This window comes from Haladaptatus sp. CMAA 1909, from assembly GCF_043952005.1.
GTDB lineage: Archaea > Halobacteriota > Halobacteria > Halobacteriales > Haladaptataceae > Haladaptatus.
This window is the reverse complement of the sequence record NZ_JBIOAV010000002.1, coordinates 23764-39928: the sequence shown is the minus strand read 5'-3', so window position 1 is coordinate 39928 and position 16165 is coordinate 23764. Positions and strand designations below refer to the sequence as shown.

The 16165-nt window shown below is 61.5% G+C and carries 16 protein-coding genes; 10 read left to right on the top strand and 6 right to left on the bottom strand.

What is annotated here, in order from left to right:
* Nucleotides 1-5 precede the first annotated feature (5 nt).
* Nucleotides 6-1544: a sulfatase-like hydrolase/transferase gene (locus ACGYLY_RS18285; RefSeq protein ID WP_395284366.1), complete on the top strand. Its 1539-nt coding sequence runs from the start codon at nucleotides 6-8 to the stop codon at nucleotides 1542-1544.
* 82 nt (nucleotides 1545-1626) lie between these two features.
* Here ACGYLY_RS18285 and ACGYLY_RS18280 read toward each other — a convergent pair whose 3' ends face one another.
* Nucleotides 1627-2373: an HpcH/HpaI aldolase/citrate lyase family protein gene (locus tag ACGYLY_RS18280; RefSeq protein WP_395284367.1), complete on the bottom strand. Its 747-nt coding sequence runs from the start codon at nucleotides 2371-2373 to the stop codon at nucleotides 1627-1629.
* A gap of 164 nt (nucleotides 2374-2537) precedes the next feature.
* Here ACGYLY_RS18280 and ACGYLY_RS18275 point away from each other — a divergent pair, with 164 nt between their 5' ends.
* Nucleotides 2538-3611, top strand: coding sequence for a dipeptidase (locus tag ACGYLY_RS18275; protein WP_395284368.1), 1074 nt, complete (start codon nucleotides 2538-2540; stop codon nucleotides 3609-3611).
* A gap of 27 nt (nucleotides 3612-3638) precedes the next feature.
* Here the strand turns inward: ACGYLY_RS18275 and ACGYLY_RS18270 are convergent, their stop codons facing one another.
* Complete coding sequence (locus tag ACGYLY_RS18270; protein ID WP_395284369.1) at nucleotides 3639-4094, bottom strand: universal stress protein; 456 nt, start codon at nucleotides 4092-4094, stop codon at nucleotides 3639-3641.
* 352 nt (nucleotides 4095-4446) lie between these two features.
* Between ACGYLY_RS18270 and ACGYLY_RS18265 the strand changes: the two genes are divergently transcribed.
* The gene (locus tag ACGYLY_RS18265; protein ID WP_395284370.1) at nucleotides 4447-5226 is read left to right on the top strand and encodes an SDR family oxidoreductase; all 780 of its coding nucleotides are present in this window, start codon (nucleotides 4447-4449) and stop codon (nucleotides 5224-5226) included.
* A gap of 14 nt (nucleotides 5227-5240) precedes the next feature.
* Here ACGYLY_RS18265 and ACGYLY_RS18260 read toward each other — a convergent pair whose 3' ends face one another.
* Nucleotides 5241-5420, bottom strand: a complete 180-nt coding sequence (locus ACGYLY_RS18260; protein ID WP_395284371.1) for a DUF4177 domain-containing protein — start codon at nucleotides 5418-5420, stop codon at nucleotides 5241-5243.
* A gap of 163 nt (nucleotides 5421-5583) precedes the next feature.
* Between ACGYLY_RS18260 and ACGYLY_RS18255 the strand changes: the two genes are divergently transcribed.
* Both ACGYLY_RS18255 and ACGYLY_RS18250 read left to right on the top strand, forming a co-directional pair.
* Nucleotides 5584-6102, top strand: a complete 519-nt coding sequence (locus tag ACGYLY_RS18255; RefSeq protein WP_395284372.1) for a cation:proton antiporter regulatory subunit — start codon at nucleotides 5584-5586, stop codon at nucleotides 6100-6102.
* Complete coding sequence (locus ACGYLY_RS18250; RefSeq protein ID WP_395284373.1) at nucleotides 6102-7319, top strand: cation:proton antiporter; 1218 nt, start codon at nucleotides 6102-6104, stop codon at nucleotides 7317-7319. The genes ACGYLY_RS18255 and ACGYLY_RS18250 overlap by 1 nt, the downstream gene beginning before the upstream one ends.
* Here ACGYLY_RS18250 and ACGYLY_RS18245 read toward each other — a convergent pair whose 3' ends face one another.
* Together ACGYLY_RS18245 and ACGYLY_RS18240 are read right to left on the bottom strand one after the other, a co-directional pair.
* The gene (locus ACGYLY_RS18245; RefSeq protein ID WP_395284374.1) at nucleotides 7320-8342 is read right to left on the bottom strand and encodes a YbhN family protein; all 1023 of its coding nucleotides are present in this window, start codon (nucleotides 8340-8342) and stop codon (nucleotides 7320-7322) included.
* 84 nt (nucleotides 8343-8426) lie between these two features.
* Nucleotides 8427-8984 carry a universal stress protein gene (locus tag ACGYLY_RS18240; RefSeq protein ID WP_395284375.1) on the bottom strand — a complete coding sequence of 186 codons (558 nt, stop codon included), beginning with the start codon at nucleotides 8982-8984 and terminating at the stop codon, nucleotides 8427-8429.
* A gap of 270 nt (nucleotides 8985-9254) precedes the next feature.
* Between ACGYLY_RS18240 and ACGYLY_RS18235 the strand changes: the two genes are divergently transcribed.
* The 4 genes from ACGYLY_RS18235 to ACGYLY_RS18220 all read left to right on the top strand — a co-directional run bounded on the left by ACGYLY_RS18235 (nucleotide 9255) and on the right by ACGYLY_RS18220 (nucleotide 13319).
* Nucleotides 9255-9644, top strand: coding sequence for a hypothetical protein (locus tag ACGYLY_RS18235; protein WP_395284376.1), 390 nt, complete (start codon nucleotides 9255-9257; stop codon nucleotides 9642-9644).
* Between the two features lie 252 nt (nucleotides 9645-9896).
* A complete protein-coding gene (locus ACGYLY_RS18230; RefSeq protein WP_395284377.1) occupies nucleotides 9897-11258 on the top strand; it encodes an NAD-dependent succinate-semialdehyde dehydrogenase in 1362 nt (453 codons plus the stop codon).
* A gap of 251 nt (nucleotides 11259-11509) precedes the next feature.
* The gene (locus ACGYLY_RS18225; RefSeq protein WP_395284378.1) at nucleotides 11510-12892 is read left to right on the top strand and encodes an aspartate aminotransferase family protein; all 1383 of its coding nucleotides are present in this window, start codon (nucleotides 11510-11512) and stop codon (nucleotides 12890-12892) included.
* 37 nt (nucleotides 12893-12929) lie between these two features.
* Entirely contained in the window at nucleotides 12930-13319 is a 390-nt protein-coding gene (locus ACGYLY_RS18220) for a Rid family detoxifying hydrolase (RefSeq protein WP_395284379.1), read from the top strand.
* A gap of 6 nt (nucleotides 13320-13325) precedes the next feature.
* Here ACGYLY_RS18220 and ACGYLY_RS18215 read toward each other — a convergent pair whose 3' ends face one another.
* A complete protein-coding gene (locus tag ACGYLY_RS18215; RefSeq protein ID WP_395284380.1) occupies nucleotides 13326-13979 on the bottom strand; it encodes a hypothetical protein in 654 nt (217 codons plus the stop codon).
* A 524-nt stretch (nucleotides 13980-14503) separates the two neighbouring features.
* Here ACGYLY_RS18215 and ACGYLY_RS18210 point away from each other — a divergent pair.
* The gene (locus ACGYLY_RS18210) at nucleotides 14504-16135 is read left to right on the top strand and encodes a BCCT family transporter (RefSeq protein ID WP_395284381.1); all 1632 of its coding nucleotides are present in this window, start codon (nucleotides 14504-14506) and stop codon (nucleotides 16133-16135) included.
* The last annotated feature ends 30 nt before the right edge of the window (nucleotides 16136-16165 follow it).

Sequence of the window (16165 nt, the reverse complement as noted above, 5' to 3'; positions counted from 1 at the left end):
CGCCCATGCGAATCCTTATCGTAGATATCGACTCCCTCCGCCCCGACCACCTCGGCTGTTACGGCTACGAGCGCGACACTTCCCCGACCATCGACGCCGTCGCGGACGCGGGCGTTCGCTTCGAGGAGTGTTATGCCTCCGATACGCCCTGCCTCCCCAGTCGGACGGCACTCGCGACGTGCCGGTTCGGGGCGAAAACGGGCGTCGTCACGCACTTCGGGGACGGGCAGCACTACGACGACCCCGGCGACGGTCACGACCCGGACCCGGAGCGAAATCTCGCCTTCCGGCAGTTGTTGGAACACGGAATTCACACGGCCACCATCACGAGTTTCGCTCAGCGCCACCTCGCGTATCACTTCACCGGGTCGTTTCAGGAACACGTCCAACCGTCCGCGATGAGCGGCCTCGTCGCGGACGAGGACGCCGACGACGTGACTCCCGTCGCGGTCGATTGGCTCGAACGGCACGCGGACGAGGACGATTGGCTGTTGCACGTCAACTACTGGGACGCCCACCACCCGTATTCGGGAATCGGACCGTTCGTCGACGCGGTACGGGAGTCCGGTCCACCGGCATCGTGGCCCGACCAAGACGCCATCGACGCACAGCGGGGAGTCACCGGTCCTCGAACCGCCGACCTGTGGCCGACACCCGAGGCGTACGACAACCCGACGTTCGACCCGCTCTACGAGGACTGGTGGTTTCCCGACGACATCCCGGACCGGGAGACGGTCCAACACCTCCTCGACGGCTACGATGCGGGTATCCGGAAGGTCGACGCCGAAGTCGCGAAACTGCTCGCCGTCCTCGAACGGGAGGGAATCCGCGAGGAGACGGCGATCATCGTCACGGGCGACCACGGCGAGGCGTTCGGCGAACACGGAATCTACGTCGAACACGCGATGGCGCACACGGCGTGTCAGCGCGTTCCGCTCGTCGTTTCGTGGCCGGGCGTGACGGACGGGAACGCAGGTGTCGTGGACGAGTTCGTCCACCAGTTCGACCTCGTGCCGACGATATGCGAACTCCGTGACGTGCCCGTTCCGGAACGCTGGGACGCGGAGGCGTTCACCCCGGCGCTCCTCGGCGAGGCGTTCGAGGGTCGCGAGTACGTCGTCTGCGGACACGGAATCTACACGTTCGGTCGGGCGCTGTACACCGACGACTGGGTCTACATCCGCCTCCTTCACCCCGGCGCGTTCTCCCACCCCGGACTCTACAACGACCCCGAGATGCCCGAAGGGGGACTCGAACTGCTTCACGACCGGAACCGGGAGGCTCCGACCGAGACCAACCTCGCGGAAGAGCGTCCGGACGTCGTCAGCGACCTCCGCGCGAAGATGGCGGCGTGGCAGGCGCGGATGGTCGACACCGACGCGGCGGACGGCGGCGGAACCGACCCCCTCGCCGAGATGGTCGCAACTGCCGACCCGTTCCTCTACTACGACCCGGACGCACTGTACGACCTGTACCGCGAACTCGGCCGGTCAGACGAGCAACTCGCGGCCGTCGAACGCTGTCGCTCCTTCCCGCGGGAGTGACGATTATGTGAGATGCGAGCGACGCGAAAAATATGACTGGCGTGAAAAGGAGGCGAACGAGGCGAAAATCGGTCGGCGGTAATTACTCCTCGCCGAGGACGCTCTCGAAGTGACTCGTCACGATTCCCACGTCGGAACCGTACACGACGAACGCGGCGCGGTCCCGATACCGTTCGATGTCCTCCGCCGACCCGACGAAGATGCCGACGGCACAGTCGTTCTCCGCCGCGACGTCGAACACGTGGTCGATGGCGTCCTGGTGTGCCTCGCTCCCGAAGGGTACGTCGAGCGACCACGCGAGGTCGCCCGGCCCGATGGCGATGGCGGTGACCGCGTCCAGTCGCGCGATTTCGTCCACCGACTCCAACCCCGCCACCGTCTCTATCATGGGGAGCAACGCGAGTTCGTCGTTCACGTACTCCGCGTACTCCCCTTTGGGAACGTTGCCGAACTTCGCCGCCCGAGTGGTCGACCCGAGGCTTCGTCCGTCCTCGTAGCGAACGTGCGTACTCGCCTCCCGGACGGTCGCCGCGTTCTCGACCTGCGGGAGCATCACTCCACGGACGCCGAAATCGAACAGATACGTTATCATGTCCGTCCCGTTCCGTGGGACGCGAACGATGATCGGCGTGTCGCTCAAGTCGGCGCTTCGAACGAGGGTCTCCAATCCCTCCGTGGTTGGCGATCCGTGTTGGCGGTCCACGAACAGGAAATCGAGCGGCGTGTACCCCAGCGCTTCGGCGACGTTCGGGGACACGCTACTCAGGACGGTTCCGACGGCTAACTCCTCCTCTAAGAGGCGGTTTGCTAACGATGAACGCGGCTGCATAGGAGGAGTCAGACAACCATCCGTAATAAATCGATAGGTCGCGCGGTTTCACGCTCGTGTCGGTGTTTCCCCGCCGTGAACACCCCGGCAACTCTTTCATCGAGACGTAGCCTTATATCGAATGACGTTGAATGAACAACATGACTAGAGATACTTCTTTAGACTTGTCAGAAGAAGAGGCCCGTGCCGCCGGGCGACTGCACGCGGATGCAACCGTTATCGACGGACTCGTCCCGACTACCGCGTACATCGCCGACCCGGAGTACCGAACCCACCTCGAACGAGGTGGCGTCACCGCCGGGAACGTCACCGTCGCCAGTCGGTCGCGCTTCGCGGACGCGACCGAACGGGTCCAGCGATGTCGAAGCCTCGTCGCGGCCAACGAAGACGCGTTCACGGTGGTCGAAACCGCCGACGATATTCGCGATGCGAACGATTCCGGAAAAATCGGCGTGATCCTCGGGTTTCAGGACACGATGCCCATCGAACCGAGCGAGCGAATGCAGGTCGACGGCGGGTTCGAGTTCCTCCACGCGTTTCACGACATGGGGGTTCGCGTCGTCCAACTCACCTACAACTCGATGAACTACGTCGGTGCGGGGTGTTGTGAACGAACCGATCCGGGCCTGTCGAACTTCGGACGAGCGGTCGTGGCGGAGATGAACCGACTCGGCGTCTGTATCGACCTGTCCCACTGCGGCGACCGGACGACGATGGAGGCCATCGAACGCTCGGAGAAACCGGTCGCCATCTCGCACGCCGGTGCGAGAGCGCTCAGCAACGTCACGCGGAACAAGACGGACGAACAGTTGCGGGCGATCGCCGACAACGGCGGCGTCGTCGGCGTGAGCGTCTTTCCGCCCACGGTGAAAACGGACCCGGAAACGCACGGGGTGCAGGCGGCGACCATCCACGACGTTCTCGACCACATCGACCACGTCGTCGACGTCGCGGGTATCGACCACGTCGGGTTCGGCAGCGACATGAACGATAAGGCGCTCGACGACGGTGTCACCCCACCGTACGCGGCATATCGGAACTTCCGCCCGGAGTTCTCCGACGTCTACGGTCGCGGTCCCATCGAGGAGTACGAACCGTTTCCGCGGGGCCTTCACCGACACACCGAACTTCCGAACTTGACCGGCGGCCTCGTTGCCCGCGGCTATTCGGAACCGGAGATTCGGAAAATCCTCGGCGAAAACTTCCTCCGGGTGTTCGAAGCCAACTGGGACCGGTAACGGGGATATCGGGGCTTCCCGCGCGCCTTACCGGTCTTCCGTGGTGATTACCGAGACGATTCCCGAGAAGTTCAGGATTACCGACTGTGTCACGTCGCCGAAGACGGCTTTTCCGGTCGGCGAGCGCTTCTTGCCCGACATGAACACGTGGTCGCACGCTTCCTGTTCCGCCGTCTTCAAAATCTGATCCTTCCGGTCGCCGATGGCACCGACGGTAGAAACGTCGACGTTCATCCCGTCGAGTACGTCGTGTCCGACGTTCTCGGCGAACTGACGTGCTCCTTGGCGGGTCTGCTCGATTCCGTACTGGTTCTCGAAATCGGTGATGTTCGAGAGCTGTTCCCGATTGGACTCCCACTCCTCCACGGTCGTGACGTGGAGAAGGACGAGTTCGGCCCCGACGCCCGAAGCGAGTTTTCCGGCCTCTTCGACGAGCGTTTTCGAGCCATCCGTCGGCTCCACGACGACGAGTGCGCGTTGCATAGCGAAACCCTCGAAAACGGCCCACAAATACGTTTCTACTGCCGTGTGGGTATGGATAACGAAGGACGGTAGCCCCCGCGATAGGGGGAGTGTTACTCGCCTTTCGAGAGTTTGTAGATTTCGAGAACGTCGGCGAGGTGACGTCGCCGTCGATGTCGAATCGACCGGTATCGAGCATTAATTAATATTCACCGTCATACAAACATATTATGAATCAAGGATAAAAAGTATTTCTAGTATCACTCTCAACGATTACCGAGTCCCGTTTATGCGTTCTCCAAGTAAACAAATCACCGACCACGACACTCGATCCGTGGAAACAATAACGTCTCCTGACACCATATATGAGTGTATGGATGGGTTACTGGAGGATAAAACGGCAGTCGTGACGGGGGCCGCAAGCGGAATCGGTCGGGCGATAGCACACCGATTCGCCGAACAGGGGGCGAACGTCGTCATCGCGGACGTTCGCGAAGACCCTCGCGAGGACGGGGCGACGACGCACGAACGAATCAACGAGGAAACCGACGCACGCGCGGTGTTCGCGCCGTGTGACGTTTCCGATCCGGCGGCGGTGGAAGCGATCGTCGAGACGGCCGCGGACGAGTTCGGGAGCATCGACGTGATGGTGAACAACGCGGGTATCGTCGGCCCGAACGGTCCGGTGACGGACATCGACCCGGCGGAGTATCAACGACTCCTCGATATCAACCTCAACGGCGTTTTCTTCGGGTCGCAAACGGCGGCGCGACGCATGCAGGAGAACGACGGGGGAAGCATCGTGAACGTCTCCAGTATCGCGGGTATCAGAGGATACAGCGACCTCGCGCCGTACTGCGTCTCGAAGGGAGGGATCCGACTGCTCACGTACTCGCTCGCAGCGGAACTCGGCGGAGACGGAATTCGAGTCAACGCCATCCATCCGGGCGTCATCGAGACGGCGATGACCACCGGCGACGTTCCGATAGTCGGCACGGAGTCGGGAGAGCAGATGCGTCAATCGATACCGCTCGGGCGGTTCGGAACGCCCGAGGACGTCGCCAAGACGGCGCTGTATCTGGCGAGCGACCTCGCGAGTTACGTGACCGCGGAATCGGTCATCGTTGACGGCGGGTTGGTAAACACGGCGTGAGCTATCGGGAACCGTCACCGAGGGCGGCGCAAAATCAGGTCGGTACTGCCGCCCCAGTTGATCTCCGCTTGGTCGAGTTCCCAGCCGTCTTGTGCGAGATAGTTGAGACGGCGTTCCATCTCCCGTCTATCCGTCGCCATTCCGAGCCACTTGGTCGGTGCTTTGATGACCTTGTATTCGTAGCGAGTCGTCATGGTAATCCCACCCTTGGGAGGCACCCGCCTTGACCGTATCCTTTCGTCCCTCCGATACAGCCACCCGGTTCGACCGGGAAGGACTGGTGGCTTTTCGACAACGCCTCACGGCGAACCTCGTCTACGCCGAAATTTATCTTCTTCGAGCCGATACTTCCAACCAATGACGGTCTACGAAACCGACGTTCCGGGCGTCGGAAAGAAGTACGAGGTCGATACCGGCGATGGAATCCGATTAGTGATTCTACTCCACCACGACGGACGTCGGGAAGTGTATCGCCGTCCGAGCGACGATGCGGACAGCGAAAAACTGTTTTCGCTCACCGGAAAACAGGCACGTCAGGTCGGGTCGATTCTGGAGGGGGCGTACTTCCAACCCGTCGATTTGGACGACGTGACCGTTCCGCTCGGCGACGCGTTGATAGAATGGCTTGACGTTCCGGCAACGTCGGAAATCGTCGGTCGAACGCTACGGTCGCTCGAACTCCGAAATCGGACGGGTGTCTCCATCATCGCCATTCAGCGGGGGGAGGAGACCGTTCCGAACCCGGACCCGGAGGAGACGATTCGGGCGGACGATATTCTGGTGACCATCGGAACGCGGGACGAACAGTCGTCCCTCTCCGACCTCATCGGAGCCGAACGGTTCGACGGCGAGGAGAGCGACCGGGACGGCACCTAATGGCCGACGTACTCCTCGTCGAAATCGGAATCGCCCTCACTGCCATCGCCGTGGCGGGTGCGCTCGCGAACCGAATCAGCTTGTCCGTGATTCCGGCGTACATCATCGTCGGAATCCTCATCGGGCCGCACGAACCCACGTCGATAGCCGGCGTTTCGTTGCAACTCGTCGACAACGGAGAGGTCATCGACCTGCTCGCGGAACTTGGTATCGTCTTTCTGCTGTTCTTCCTGGGACTGGAGTTCAGTATCGACCAGCTTCTGGACGCACGAACCCAAATTGGGAAGGTCGGACTCGTGGACTTCGCCGTCAACTTCGGACTTGGAGTCGTTCTCGGAACGCTGTTCGGGTGGTCGCTGCTCGAAACCCTGTTCCTCGCCGGAATCATCTACATCTCGTCGAGTGCAGTCATCACGAAATCGTTGCTCGAAAACGGGTGGATCGCGAACCCGGAGAGCAGCCCTATCCTGGGAACGCTCGTCTTCGAGGACATCCTGATCGCCATCTATCTCGCGATACTCTCGGCGGTGACCCTCGGCGGAGGAGACCTCTCTAGTGCCGCGGTTTCGGTCGGAACCGCCTTCGTCTTCCTCGGCGCACTGACCGCCCTTGCGTGGTACGGTACCGGAGTCGTGGAGCGGTTGTTCAGGACGGAGTCGGATGAACAGTTCCTCCTCCGCGTGCTCGGCGTGACGGTTCTCATCGCCGGTGCCGCGCTGGCGAGCGGCGTGAGCGAGGCCGTCGCCGCGTTCTTCGTCGGAACGGCGTTCAGCCAGACGGACCACTTGGAGCGCGTCGAGCGGGTCGTCTCGCCCGCGCGCGACCTCTTCGCGGCGGTCTTCTTCCTCTCCATCGGATTGACGACGGACGTCACCGTCCTCGCGGACGTCGTCGGGCTGCTCGTCGTCGCCATCGTGCTGTCCGTCGTCGGCAAACTGTTCAGCGGCGCGGTTTCCGGTCGTATCTACGGTCTCGGCCCGAAACGGTCCCTTCGAGTCGGGTTGGGAATGGTTCCGAGGGGCGAGTTCTCGCTCGTCATCGCGGCGCTCGCCGGGGGTGTGAGCGGCGTCGCGTTCCAGTCCGTGATACCCGCGTTCACCGTCGGCTACGTGCTGTTGATGAGCATCATCGGGACGGTGTTGATCCAGCACGCCGACCGCATCACCGAGGTGTTGGTACCGTTCGTCGCGCGTCTTTCCGGCTCGAACGGCTCCTAATCAGGCGACTCGCTTCGCGGTCAGCACCGCGAGAACGCTGCCGCCGATAACGGTCGGGACCCAGTAGATGAGGCCGCGGAAGATGATGACCGCGGCCACGATGAGGGCGGACTCGACGCTCGTCGTGGACGTGAGGAGCGCGACGAGGACGGTTTCGATTCCCCCCGCACCGCCGGGCAGCGGAGTGACGCCGGCGATCGCGCTGATCGGAATCGCGAACAACACGACCGAGAAGGGTACCGTCGTCCCTATCGCGTAGAAGGCGAGCCACAGTGCGCCCGCTTGGAACAACCACCCGGCACCCGAAAACCCGAGCGCGACGGCGAGTCGCGCCGGGTTCGTGGCGATGCGCTCTATCGTCCGAACGAAGTGCGCGATGCGATCACGAATCGCCGCCTGACTCGGCGCGGAGAAGCGAGGGATGACGCTGGCCATCCGGCTCAGAACGGCAGCGACCCCGGACGAGAGGCGTCGCTGTGCGGCCGTGCGGGACCGCCAGAGGTAGTACCCGCCGCCGAAGATGATCACGCCGAGTCCGCCGAGAACCACGGCCGCATACTTCATGCGCGAGGTGAACGTCAGCACGACGGCGTAGTACCCGATTCCGATGACGGCGAACAGGAACGACGGGACGAAGTTGAGCGTATCGACGCTCGCGATCGCCGCCAAGCCGGTCTCGTATTTCGTGTTCGACGTTCGGGAAATCAGATACGCGGTGATGGGTTCGCCGCCCGCCTGCCCGAACGGCGTGACGTTGTTCGAGAAGGTGGCACCTGAAAACAGGAAAAACGACCGCGGAACGGACACCGAGACGTCGAGCGTTCGAAGGACGGTCCGAAGCGATTGACTCCACGCGAACAACCAGCAAATCGTCGTCAGGAGGACGAGCGCGAGAATCGTTCGCTGTGCCTGCTGGAGCGCGGCGAGAACCGGTCCGATATCGACGAACCAGAACAGGAGCCCGAACACGGGAAGGGTCAGAAGAAACCCAAAGAGGACTCTCCGGACGAGTGAACGGTCCATACAACAGGTAGAGCGAACCGTTCATATCATCTTTTCGGCTCACGGTTCGGTGATTTCTACGAGAGGGAAGTCCGTTACCGTTTCTCACACACCCGCCATCAGGCGTCGTTTGCCGTCGGTCGTCTCTGCGCAGTCCGCCTGCAACACCGTGACGAGTCCGTCGAACTTGCGAGCGATCGTGGGACCGAGGTTTCGAACGAGGACTCGACGAAGCAGTGAGCGTCGTCGTTCGACCAGAAAAAGATGTCCGCAGTCGTGTCTCCGCGCGGCGGTGAGCAAACTATCCGTTTCGTCGCCGACCATTCCGACTGCGGTGTAGTCGATTCCGAGCGATTCGAGCGCGCGGCGACCGGTTCGGTGTGCCCGCTGACGACGCGATTCCTTGGCTTGGTTCAACGTGTAGGTCGGAAGAGCGGAGAGGGAAGCGTACGATCGCTGTCGATCCACGAACTCGCTCGAAGACAGAACACTCACTAGAACGAGTTTGCCGCCCGATCCCGTCGCGTATCGCCCCGCTTCGCGGACGAGTCGCTGGTCGGCGTCGGTTCCGGTGAGATGGACCAATACGTTTCGCGAACTGTCATCGATGGTACCCGTGTTCGAAAGCGATTCGACGGCGACCGTCGGGGGGGACTGAGCCATATACTTCGAATCGACTTCACGCGGCATAATCGAGAGCCTTACCCGGAGTGAAAGTGATCTCATCGTGCCTCAAGGCTCGCGATTTCAGGCTGTAGAACGGTAGTCGAGACACTTTCACGCGGAGGTCTCAGCTCACGTACTAGCTCGGTTCGATGTCCTTATCGAGGCTTAGCTTGCGGCGCGAAAGGGAGGGCCGGTTCGAAAGCGAAGGTCGGTGTTTCGACGTTTTACCACCGGATAATATATACTTGGAAAGCAGAACGTACCGTGATGAGTGAAACGATAGATGAGTGTTCGGTCGACGGTCGTATGTTCAAATCGACGGCGAACGATGCCGACGGAGACGTCGGCGGTGACACGTACTTTCGGTTCGAACAGACCGACGATCTGATTCACGCCCGGTACGAGGGTGGGGCGGTGAGATTGGGCTATCTCGTCGGCCTCCATCTCGGAGACACCCTCGACTTTCGCTACACCCACGTGACCGTCGATGGCGAGACTGCAACCGGCCGCTCCGTGGACCGAATCGAGCAGTTGGACGACGATCGTTTGCGCCTTCACGAAGAGTGGGAGTGGGACTCGAAACCTGGTTCCGGTTCGAGCGTGCTGGAAGAACTCACCGAACGGGAGTACGAAACCGACTCGGTACCGTTTCGATGACGGTGTCGTTTTGAGGGACGGCGACCCAGTCCGACCGTGAATCGAGTATTCAGTACGCACTCGCCGCGTTCGGACTGCTGACGTTCCTCCTCGGAGTACAAGGGTTCATCATCGTGGCCAATCTCTGACTACCTGCGACCGACGTTTATAGCGGAAACGGACACCAGTGTACCAATCCTCGTCGTTTTCGGCGGTAGCTTTATGCCAGTTACAGACACAGTATCTGTGGACGGCATCAACGAAATAATGACTATGAACGTCATAAATCCCGCAACCGGAGACCAGATAGACACGTACGAAGACGAGGACATCACCGAGGCTAAGGAAGCGCTCGACACCGCGACGGACGCGTTCGATTCGTGGCGCGCCCGTCCGCTTCGGGAACGCGAGGAACTCCTCTCGGACGTCGCGGACATCCTCGGCGAGCGAAAACAGAAGTACGCGGAGCTGATGACGCGGGAGATGGGGAAACCCGTCTCGCAGGCGAAAGGGGAGATCGAAAAGTGCGAGTGGCTCTGTAATCACTACGCGGAACACGCGGACGCGTACCTCGCGGACGAGTTCCACCCGAGTCCCGCCGGTTCCGCCGTGAAAACGTCGTACGAGCCGTTGGGAACGGTTCTCGCGGTGATGCCGTGGAATTTCCCGTTCTGGCAGGTGTTCCGCTTCGCGGCCCCGTACCTCACCGCGGGAAACGTCGGGATTCTCAAGCACGCCTCGAACGTGCCGGGATGCGCGCTGGCCATCGAGGAGATATTCCGCGACGCCGGGTATCCCGAAGGAGTCTTCCAGTCCCTGCTCCTCCCGTCGTCGTCCGTCGAGGACCTGCTCGCCGACGACCGGGTTAAGGCGGCGACCCTCACCGGGAGCGGCCCCGCGGGCCGAGCCATCGCGTCGACGGCCGGGGAACGCCTCAAGAAGACCGTCCTCGAACTCGGGGGCAGCGACCCCTTCGTCGTCCTCGACGACGCGGATCTGGACGCGGCGGCCGAAACCGGCGCGTGGGCGCGAAACCAGAACAGCGGCCAGTCGTGCATCGCGGCCAAGCGGTTCATCGTCCACGACGAGATATACGACGAGTTCGTGGACCGCCTCGTCGACGAGTTCGACTCGCTGACCGTCGGCGACCCGATGGACGAGGACACCGACATCGGCCCGCAGGCCCGCGAGGACCTCATGGAAGAGCTCCACGAGCAGGTCTCCGAAAGCGTCGACGCGGGTGCGACCGTCGAAATCGGCGGCGAACCCCTCGACCGCGAAGGCGCGTTCTATCCGCCGACGATGCTCACGGACGTTCCCGAGGGCTGTCCCGCCGACACGGAAGAACTGTTCGGACCCGTGGCATCGGTGTACCGCGCCGCCGACGAGGAGGACGCGATCGCGAAGGCGAACGACACCGAGTTCGGTCTCGGCGCGAGCATCTGGACCGAAGACCGGGAACGCGGCGAGCGGCTCACCCACGAGATCGATGCGGGCTGCGTGTACGTCAACCAACTCGTGAAATCCGACCCGCGGGTTCCGTTCGGCGGCGTCGAGGAGTCCGGCTACGGGCGCGAACTCTCCGAAATCGGCATTCAGGAGTTCGTCAACCGGAAGACCATCTGGGTCGAATAGGCGGTCCTTCTTTCCCGACGAATCGTCGCTCGAACGGTCGTTTCCGCTTTCGGGATGAACGGACGAAGGGAGCCGTTTCTTCGGCTCGTGCACCTTCTACGGTGGATGTTTCCGTTCGTAATTGACAATGCCTCGTTACTATCGGCTCGCCATGCGGAAATCGTGTACGACTATCCGGGTTCGAATTTCGTTTATGCCGCATATAGAAATCGTGGACAACTTATTTATAATTCTTTCACATGGTATCCCATATGACGGCGAGTCCACCGATAGACGAACTCCACTTCGAGGACGCACCGGACGTCGGCACCGTTCCGGGACCGAACACGCGGGAACTGCTGGACAAACAGCGCGACATCGACAGCAGCGCGGTTTCGTATCCGGAGGACATTCCGATAGCCTTCGAGTCGGGGAAGGGGGCGACGGTGCGCGACGCGGACGGGAACACGTACATCGACATGTTCGCCGGAATCGGCGTGTTGAACGTCGGGCACGCCAACCCGTACGTTCTCGACGCGGTACACGAACAGGCGGACAAACTCGTCCACACGGTCGATTTCCCGACCGAAGCGCGTCTGGAACTCATCGAGAAACTCGACGAAATCGCTCCCGGAGACTTGCAGGGCAACAACAAGTTCGTCTTCGGCGGCCCGACCGGGAGCGACGCCATCGAGGCCGCGATAAAGCTCGCCAAGTACAACACGGGCGGCGACGGCCTCATCGCGTTTCGGGGGGCGTATCACGGCGCGACCAGCGGCGCGATGAGTCTCACCGGAAACAAGGGGTTCAAGGATCACTACACGCCGCTCCTCTCGGACGTCGTCCACGCGCCGTATCCACACCCGTTCGGGCAGGACAAGACGTCGGAGGAAGCGGTCGACCATGCGCTCGAAGAGGTCCGAGCTATCCTCGAAGACCCGTACGGCGGACTGGCGAACCCGGCGGGTATCTTCGTGGAACCGATTCAGGGCGAAGGCGGCATCATCACGCCACCGGAAGGGTTCCTCACCGGCCTTCGGGAGATCGCCGACGACAACGACGTCGTCCTCGTCTTCGACGAGATTCAGAGCGGCCTCGGCCGCACCGGTCAGTGGTGGGCGAGCGAGTGGTACGACGTCACGCCGGACGTAATGACGACGGCCAAGGCGCTCGGCGGCGTCGGATTCCCGCTCTCCGGGACGATGTACCACGAGGACCTCGATACGTGGGGGTCGGGCGACCACGCGGGAACCTACCGCGGGCACGTCGTCGCGATGCGCGCCGGAACGCGGGCCATCGAGTACATCCAGGATCACGACCTGCTGGCTCACGGGCGCGAACTCGGCGAGTACATCCGAAGTCGGCTCCGCGAGGCGGCGACTGAAACCGGCAGTATCGGCGAAGTCCGCGGAAAAGGGCTGTTCGTCGGGGCCGAGTTCGTAGACGAAAACGGGAACCCGGACGGTGACACCGTCGACGCGATTCAACAGTACTGCTACGAACACGGCGTTCTCGTTTGGAAGGCGGGACGCCACGGAAACGTCCTCCGTCTCCTCCCGCCGTTAGTTCTCACGGAGGAACTGGCCGAAGTCGCGATGGACGTCATCGGCGAAGCCATTCGGGAAGTGACCTCGGAGCGGCAGGCGACCGCGTAGAACGAACTTTCAAATTTTCAAGCGATTTCGAAACAGCATGAGTGATACCGACCGAATCATCACGGACGACGCACCGCGCAACGACAACCCGTACTCGCAGGGGGTTCACGCCGGCGACACGCTGTACGTGTCGGGCTACGGCCCCGTCGACCCGGAAACGGGCGACGACGTCGAGGGCGACATCCGGACACAAACCGAGCGCGTGTTGGACAACATCGCCGCCGTCGTGGACGAAGCGGGCGGCGACGGCCTCGACGACGTCGTGAAAGTGACCGTCTATTTGACCGACCTCGACGAGTACGACGCGGTCAACGACACCTACGGCGCGACGGTCGGCGACACGCCACCGGCGCGGGTCTGCGTCGAAGTGGCGCGGCTTCCGGGGGACGTGCGGGTCGAGATGGACGCCATCGCGTATCTGGGGTAATTCCCGTCAGTCGTTCAGTTCCCTGACGCGCTGGTCGCGCTGTTCCGCCGCGGCGTTCACCTTCTCGATGTACGTGTGCATCTGCTCTTTCATCTCGGAGCGCATCGACGTGGCGGAGAACTCCTCGGATTCGGTGAGGAGGCGGATGAACGCGCGCAGTTCCTCGTCGGTAATCTCCTCGAAGTCGCCGAATTCGAGTTTGTCGATGACCTCGTCCACGTCGATTTGTCCGACCGGTTCGACGTTGAAATCGACCGTTACCATGCGGTAATCCGACCCTGCCAGTTCCTGTTCGGCCTCGTTGACGCCCTGTGCGAGCATGTCCTTGAACGGGGTGTAGTAGCCCATCGTCCCGAGGTGGAGGAACGCGAGCATGTCGGTGATTCCCTGCGTGTAGGCGTCCCTCGCGTCGTCGTCGGGGTTGAACACCGTCTCGCGGTCACGGTCTTCGAGGTGTTCGAAGATGAGGGTGAAATCGAGAATGGCGTTTCGAAGGCGGCGGCGAATCCGGTTTCGCTTCTGCTTTTTCGAGTGTTCGGTGTAGTCGGACTTTCGCCCGATGAGGAACTCCCTGTCGCTCGGCGTGAGGATGCCCCGTTCCCGATCTGCGGAGTAGGCGAGGTCGTATCTCGGTTCGCGCTCGCCTGATTCGTCACTCATAAACGGAAATTGTGTACGACAATGATTAAGGGTTACGAACGGACGGATTTTCGAGTCTTCGATTCTAATTAGGGAGTAGGGGAGCTCTACCCGTCGATTAGTACGAAAGTAACCGGCATAGAGCCTTCACCGCGAGATACTGCCATAGGGAATGAAACCATTGTGGAATTCCATCACGCAGAACGGTCGACAACCATATATCATGTGGTGTGTTATACTATGTCGTTGTTAGCGACCGTTGTAGTCGTACACAGATTACGTTCTCCCGACGAACTTATAAACACATACTGTAGCCTATAACAACAATATCCGTAATATTTATCAGCATCATTCACGATGCATGCTATGTATGCCACCATACACCATGGCTAATGCCATCACTTATCAGTCATGAGACAGAAATCACACGCCCGTTACGGACAGGAGGAATCGACAACAGACTACCGAGCCATTCGATTTTCATTGACGGGGGATAGATGGTCGGGGGCGCAGTCTCCCACCCGAGGGATGGGGGGTGGGTCCGTATGAGCAACTCCGACGACCAGGGTGCAATCGCCGAGTTCCGCGAGGAAATCGAACCGACGATTTTCGGGGCGGGGGCGGCGGTAACGCTCGTCTTCGTCGCCGCTTTCGTGCTGAATCCGAACGGCTCGTACAAGTACGTCGAAGGCATACAGTACTGGATTTTGGAACGCTTCAACTGGTTCTTCCTCATCGTGATGTTGGCCTTCGTCCTCTTTCTCGCGTTTCTCATCTTCGGGCCGTGGGGAAAACTCCGGTTGGGCGACGAAGACCCGGAGTACAGCTATCTCTCGTACTTCGCCATGATGTATTCGGCCGGACTCGCGGCGGGAATCGTCTTCTGGGGACCGGCCGAGGCGCTCACTCACTTCGGGAGCGTTCCGCCGCTTTACAACGCTCCCGACCAGTCGGCGGCCGCGATGCCCGTTGCGGTGCAGTACGCGATCTTCCACTGGAGTCTCACCCAGTGGTCGTGTTTCACCGTGATGGGACTCGGCATCGGTTACTTCGTCTACAATTACGATGCCCCGCTCAGGGTGTCGGCAGTGTTGACGCCGATACTCGGTGCCGACAGCGTCGACGGACCGATAGGGAAAGCAATCGACATCCTCGCGGTGTTCGCGACGTTGGGTGGCGTCGCCACGTCGTTGGGGTTCGTCGGAAGCCAGTTCATCACGGGCCTTAGCTTCCAGTGGGGCATCGAACTCGGCGACATCGGGACCGTCCTCGTCATCACCAGCATGACGGTCATCTTCACCGCCTCGCTCGTCCTCGGAGTCAACAAGGGCATCAGGTGGCTCTCGAACTTCAACATGGTCCTGTTCTTCCTCGTGATGGTCGCCACCCTCGTCTTCGGCCCGACGGTTCGCATCCTTGAACTCGGGACACAGGCATTCGGCCGGTTCATCACCGATTTCTTCAAGATGAGTCTGTACACCCAATCGACAAACCACGCCGCGGACAAGTGGGTGAACAACTGGACCGTCTTCTACTGGTTGTGGCCCCTCGCGTGGTCGCCATTCGCAGGGTTGTTCATCGCCCGTATCTCGCGCGGCCGGAGCGTCCGCGAAGTCGCGTTCGCCGGAATCGGGGCGACGTCGATGGCCACCGTCCCGTGGTTCGTCATCGTCGGTGGAACGGCCGTCACGATGCAGAACACGGGTGTCGCACAAATCCTCGGCCCCATCGCCCAGTACGACGAGTCGGTCGCTGGGTTCGTCCTGTTCAACGCAGTTCCAATCATCGGGCCGCTTCTCCTCGCCGCGTTCCTCATCCTCGTGACGACGTTCTTCGTCACGTCCGCCGACTCCTCGACGCTGGCGGTGTCGATGATAACGACCGGCGGGAAGGAACACCCCTCGTCCATCAACCGCATCTTCTGGGCGGTGCTTCAGGGAACCGTCGCGTCCATCCTCATGGTGGTCGGCGGCGTGGATGCGCTCCAATCCGCCTCCATCATCACGGGGGCACCCTTCGCCGTGGTCTGTCTCCTCGCCATGCTCGGACTCGTGAAAACGTTTCAGGAGGAATCCGGTGGCATCCTCCTCCAGGACCGCACGAGACTCATCGGTGCGCCGACAGTACGGGAGGAATCGACGGACGGGGCGAAGGTGGCCGGGCAAGACGACGACTGACCGGCCACCTACCAGCGACGGTCGTCCGTT

What these genes read in the sequence shown, in the direction of transcription:
- ACGYLY_RS18220 (WP_395284379.1), top strand. Translation starts at nt 12,930, where the DNA reads ATGAGTGATACCGACCGAATCATCACGGACGACGCACCGCGCAACGAC.
- ACGYLY_RS18270 (WP_395284369.1), bottom strand. Translation starts at nt 4,094, where the DNA reads ATGCAACGCGCACTCGTCGTCGTGGAGCCGACGGATGGCTCGAAAACG.
- ACGYLY_RS18250 (WP_395284373.1), top strand. Translation starts at nt 6,102, where the DNA reads ATGGCCGACGTACTCCTCGTCGAAATCGGAATCGCCCTCACTGCCATC.
- ACGYLY_RS18260 (WP_395284371.1), bottom strand. Translation starts at nt 5,420, where the DNA reads ATGACGACTCGCTACGAATACAAGGTCATCAAAGCACCGACCAAGTGG.
- ACGYLY_RS18245 (WP_395284374.1), bottom strand. Translation starts at nt 8,342, where the DNA reads ATGGACCGTTCACTCGTCCGGAGAGTCCTCTTTGGGTTTCTTCTGACC.
- ACGYLY_RS18235 (WP_395284376.1), top strand. Translation starts at nt 9,255, where the DNA reads ATGAGTGAAACGATAGATGAGTGTTCGGTCGACGGTCGTATGTTCAAA.
- ACGYLY_RS18210 (WP_395284381.1), top strand. Translation starts at nt 14,504, where the DNA reads ATGAGCAACTCCGACGACCAGGGTGCAATCGCCGAGTTCCGCGAGGAA.
- ACGYLY_RS18225 (WP_395284378.1), top strand. Translation starts at nt 11,510, where the DNA reads ATGACGGCGAGTCCACCGATAGACGAACTCCACTTCGAGGACGCACCG.
- ACGYLY_RS18285 (WP_395284366.1), top strand. Translation starts at nt 6, where the DNA reads ATGCGAATCCTTATCGTAGATATCGACTCCCTCCGCCCCGACCACCTC.
- ACGYLY_RS18255 (WP_395284372.1), top strand. Translation starts at nt 5,584, where the DNA reads ATGACGGTCTACGAAACCGACGTTCCGGGCGTCGGAAAGAAGTACGAG.
- ACGYLY_RS18230 (WP_395284377.1), top strand. Translation starts at nt 9,897, where the DNA reads ATGAACGTCATAAATCCCGCAACCGGAGACCAGATAGACACGTACGAA.
- ACGYLY_RS18240 (WP_395284375.1), bottom strand. Translation starts at nt 8,984, where the DNA reads ATGGCTCAGTCCCCCCCGACGGTCGCCGTCGAATCGCTTTCGAACACG.
- ACGYLY_RS18215 (WP_395284380.1), bottom strand. Translation starts at nt 13,979, where the DNA reads ATGAGTGACGAATCAGGCGAGCGCGAACCGAGATACGACCTCGCCTAC.
- ACGYLY_RS18265 (WP_395284370.1), top strand. Translation starts at nt 4,447, where the DNA reads ATGGATGGGTTACTGGAGGATAAAACGGCAGTCGTGACGGGGGCCGCA.
- ACGYLY_RS18280 (WP_395284367.1), bottom strand. Translation starts at nt 2,373, where the DNA reads ATGCAGCCGCGTTCATCGTTAGCAAACCGCCTCTTAGAGGAGGAGTTA.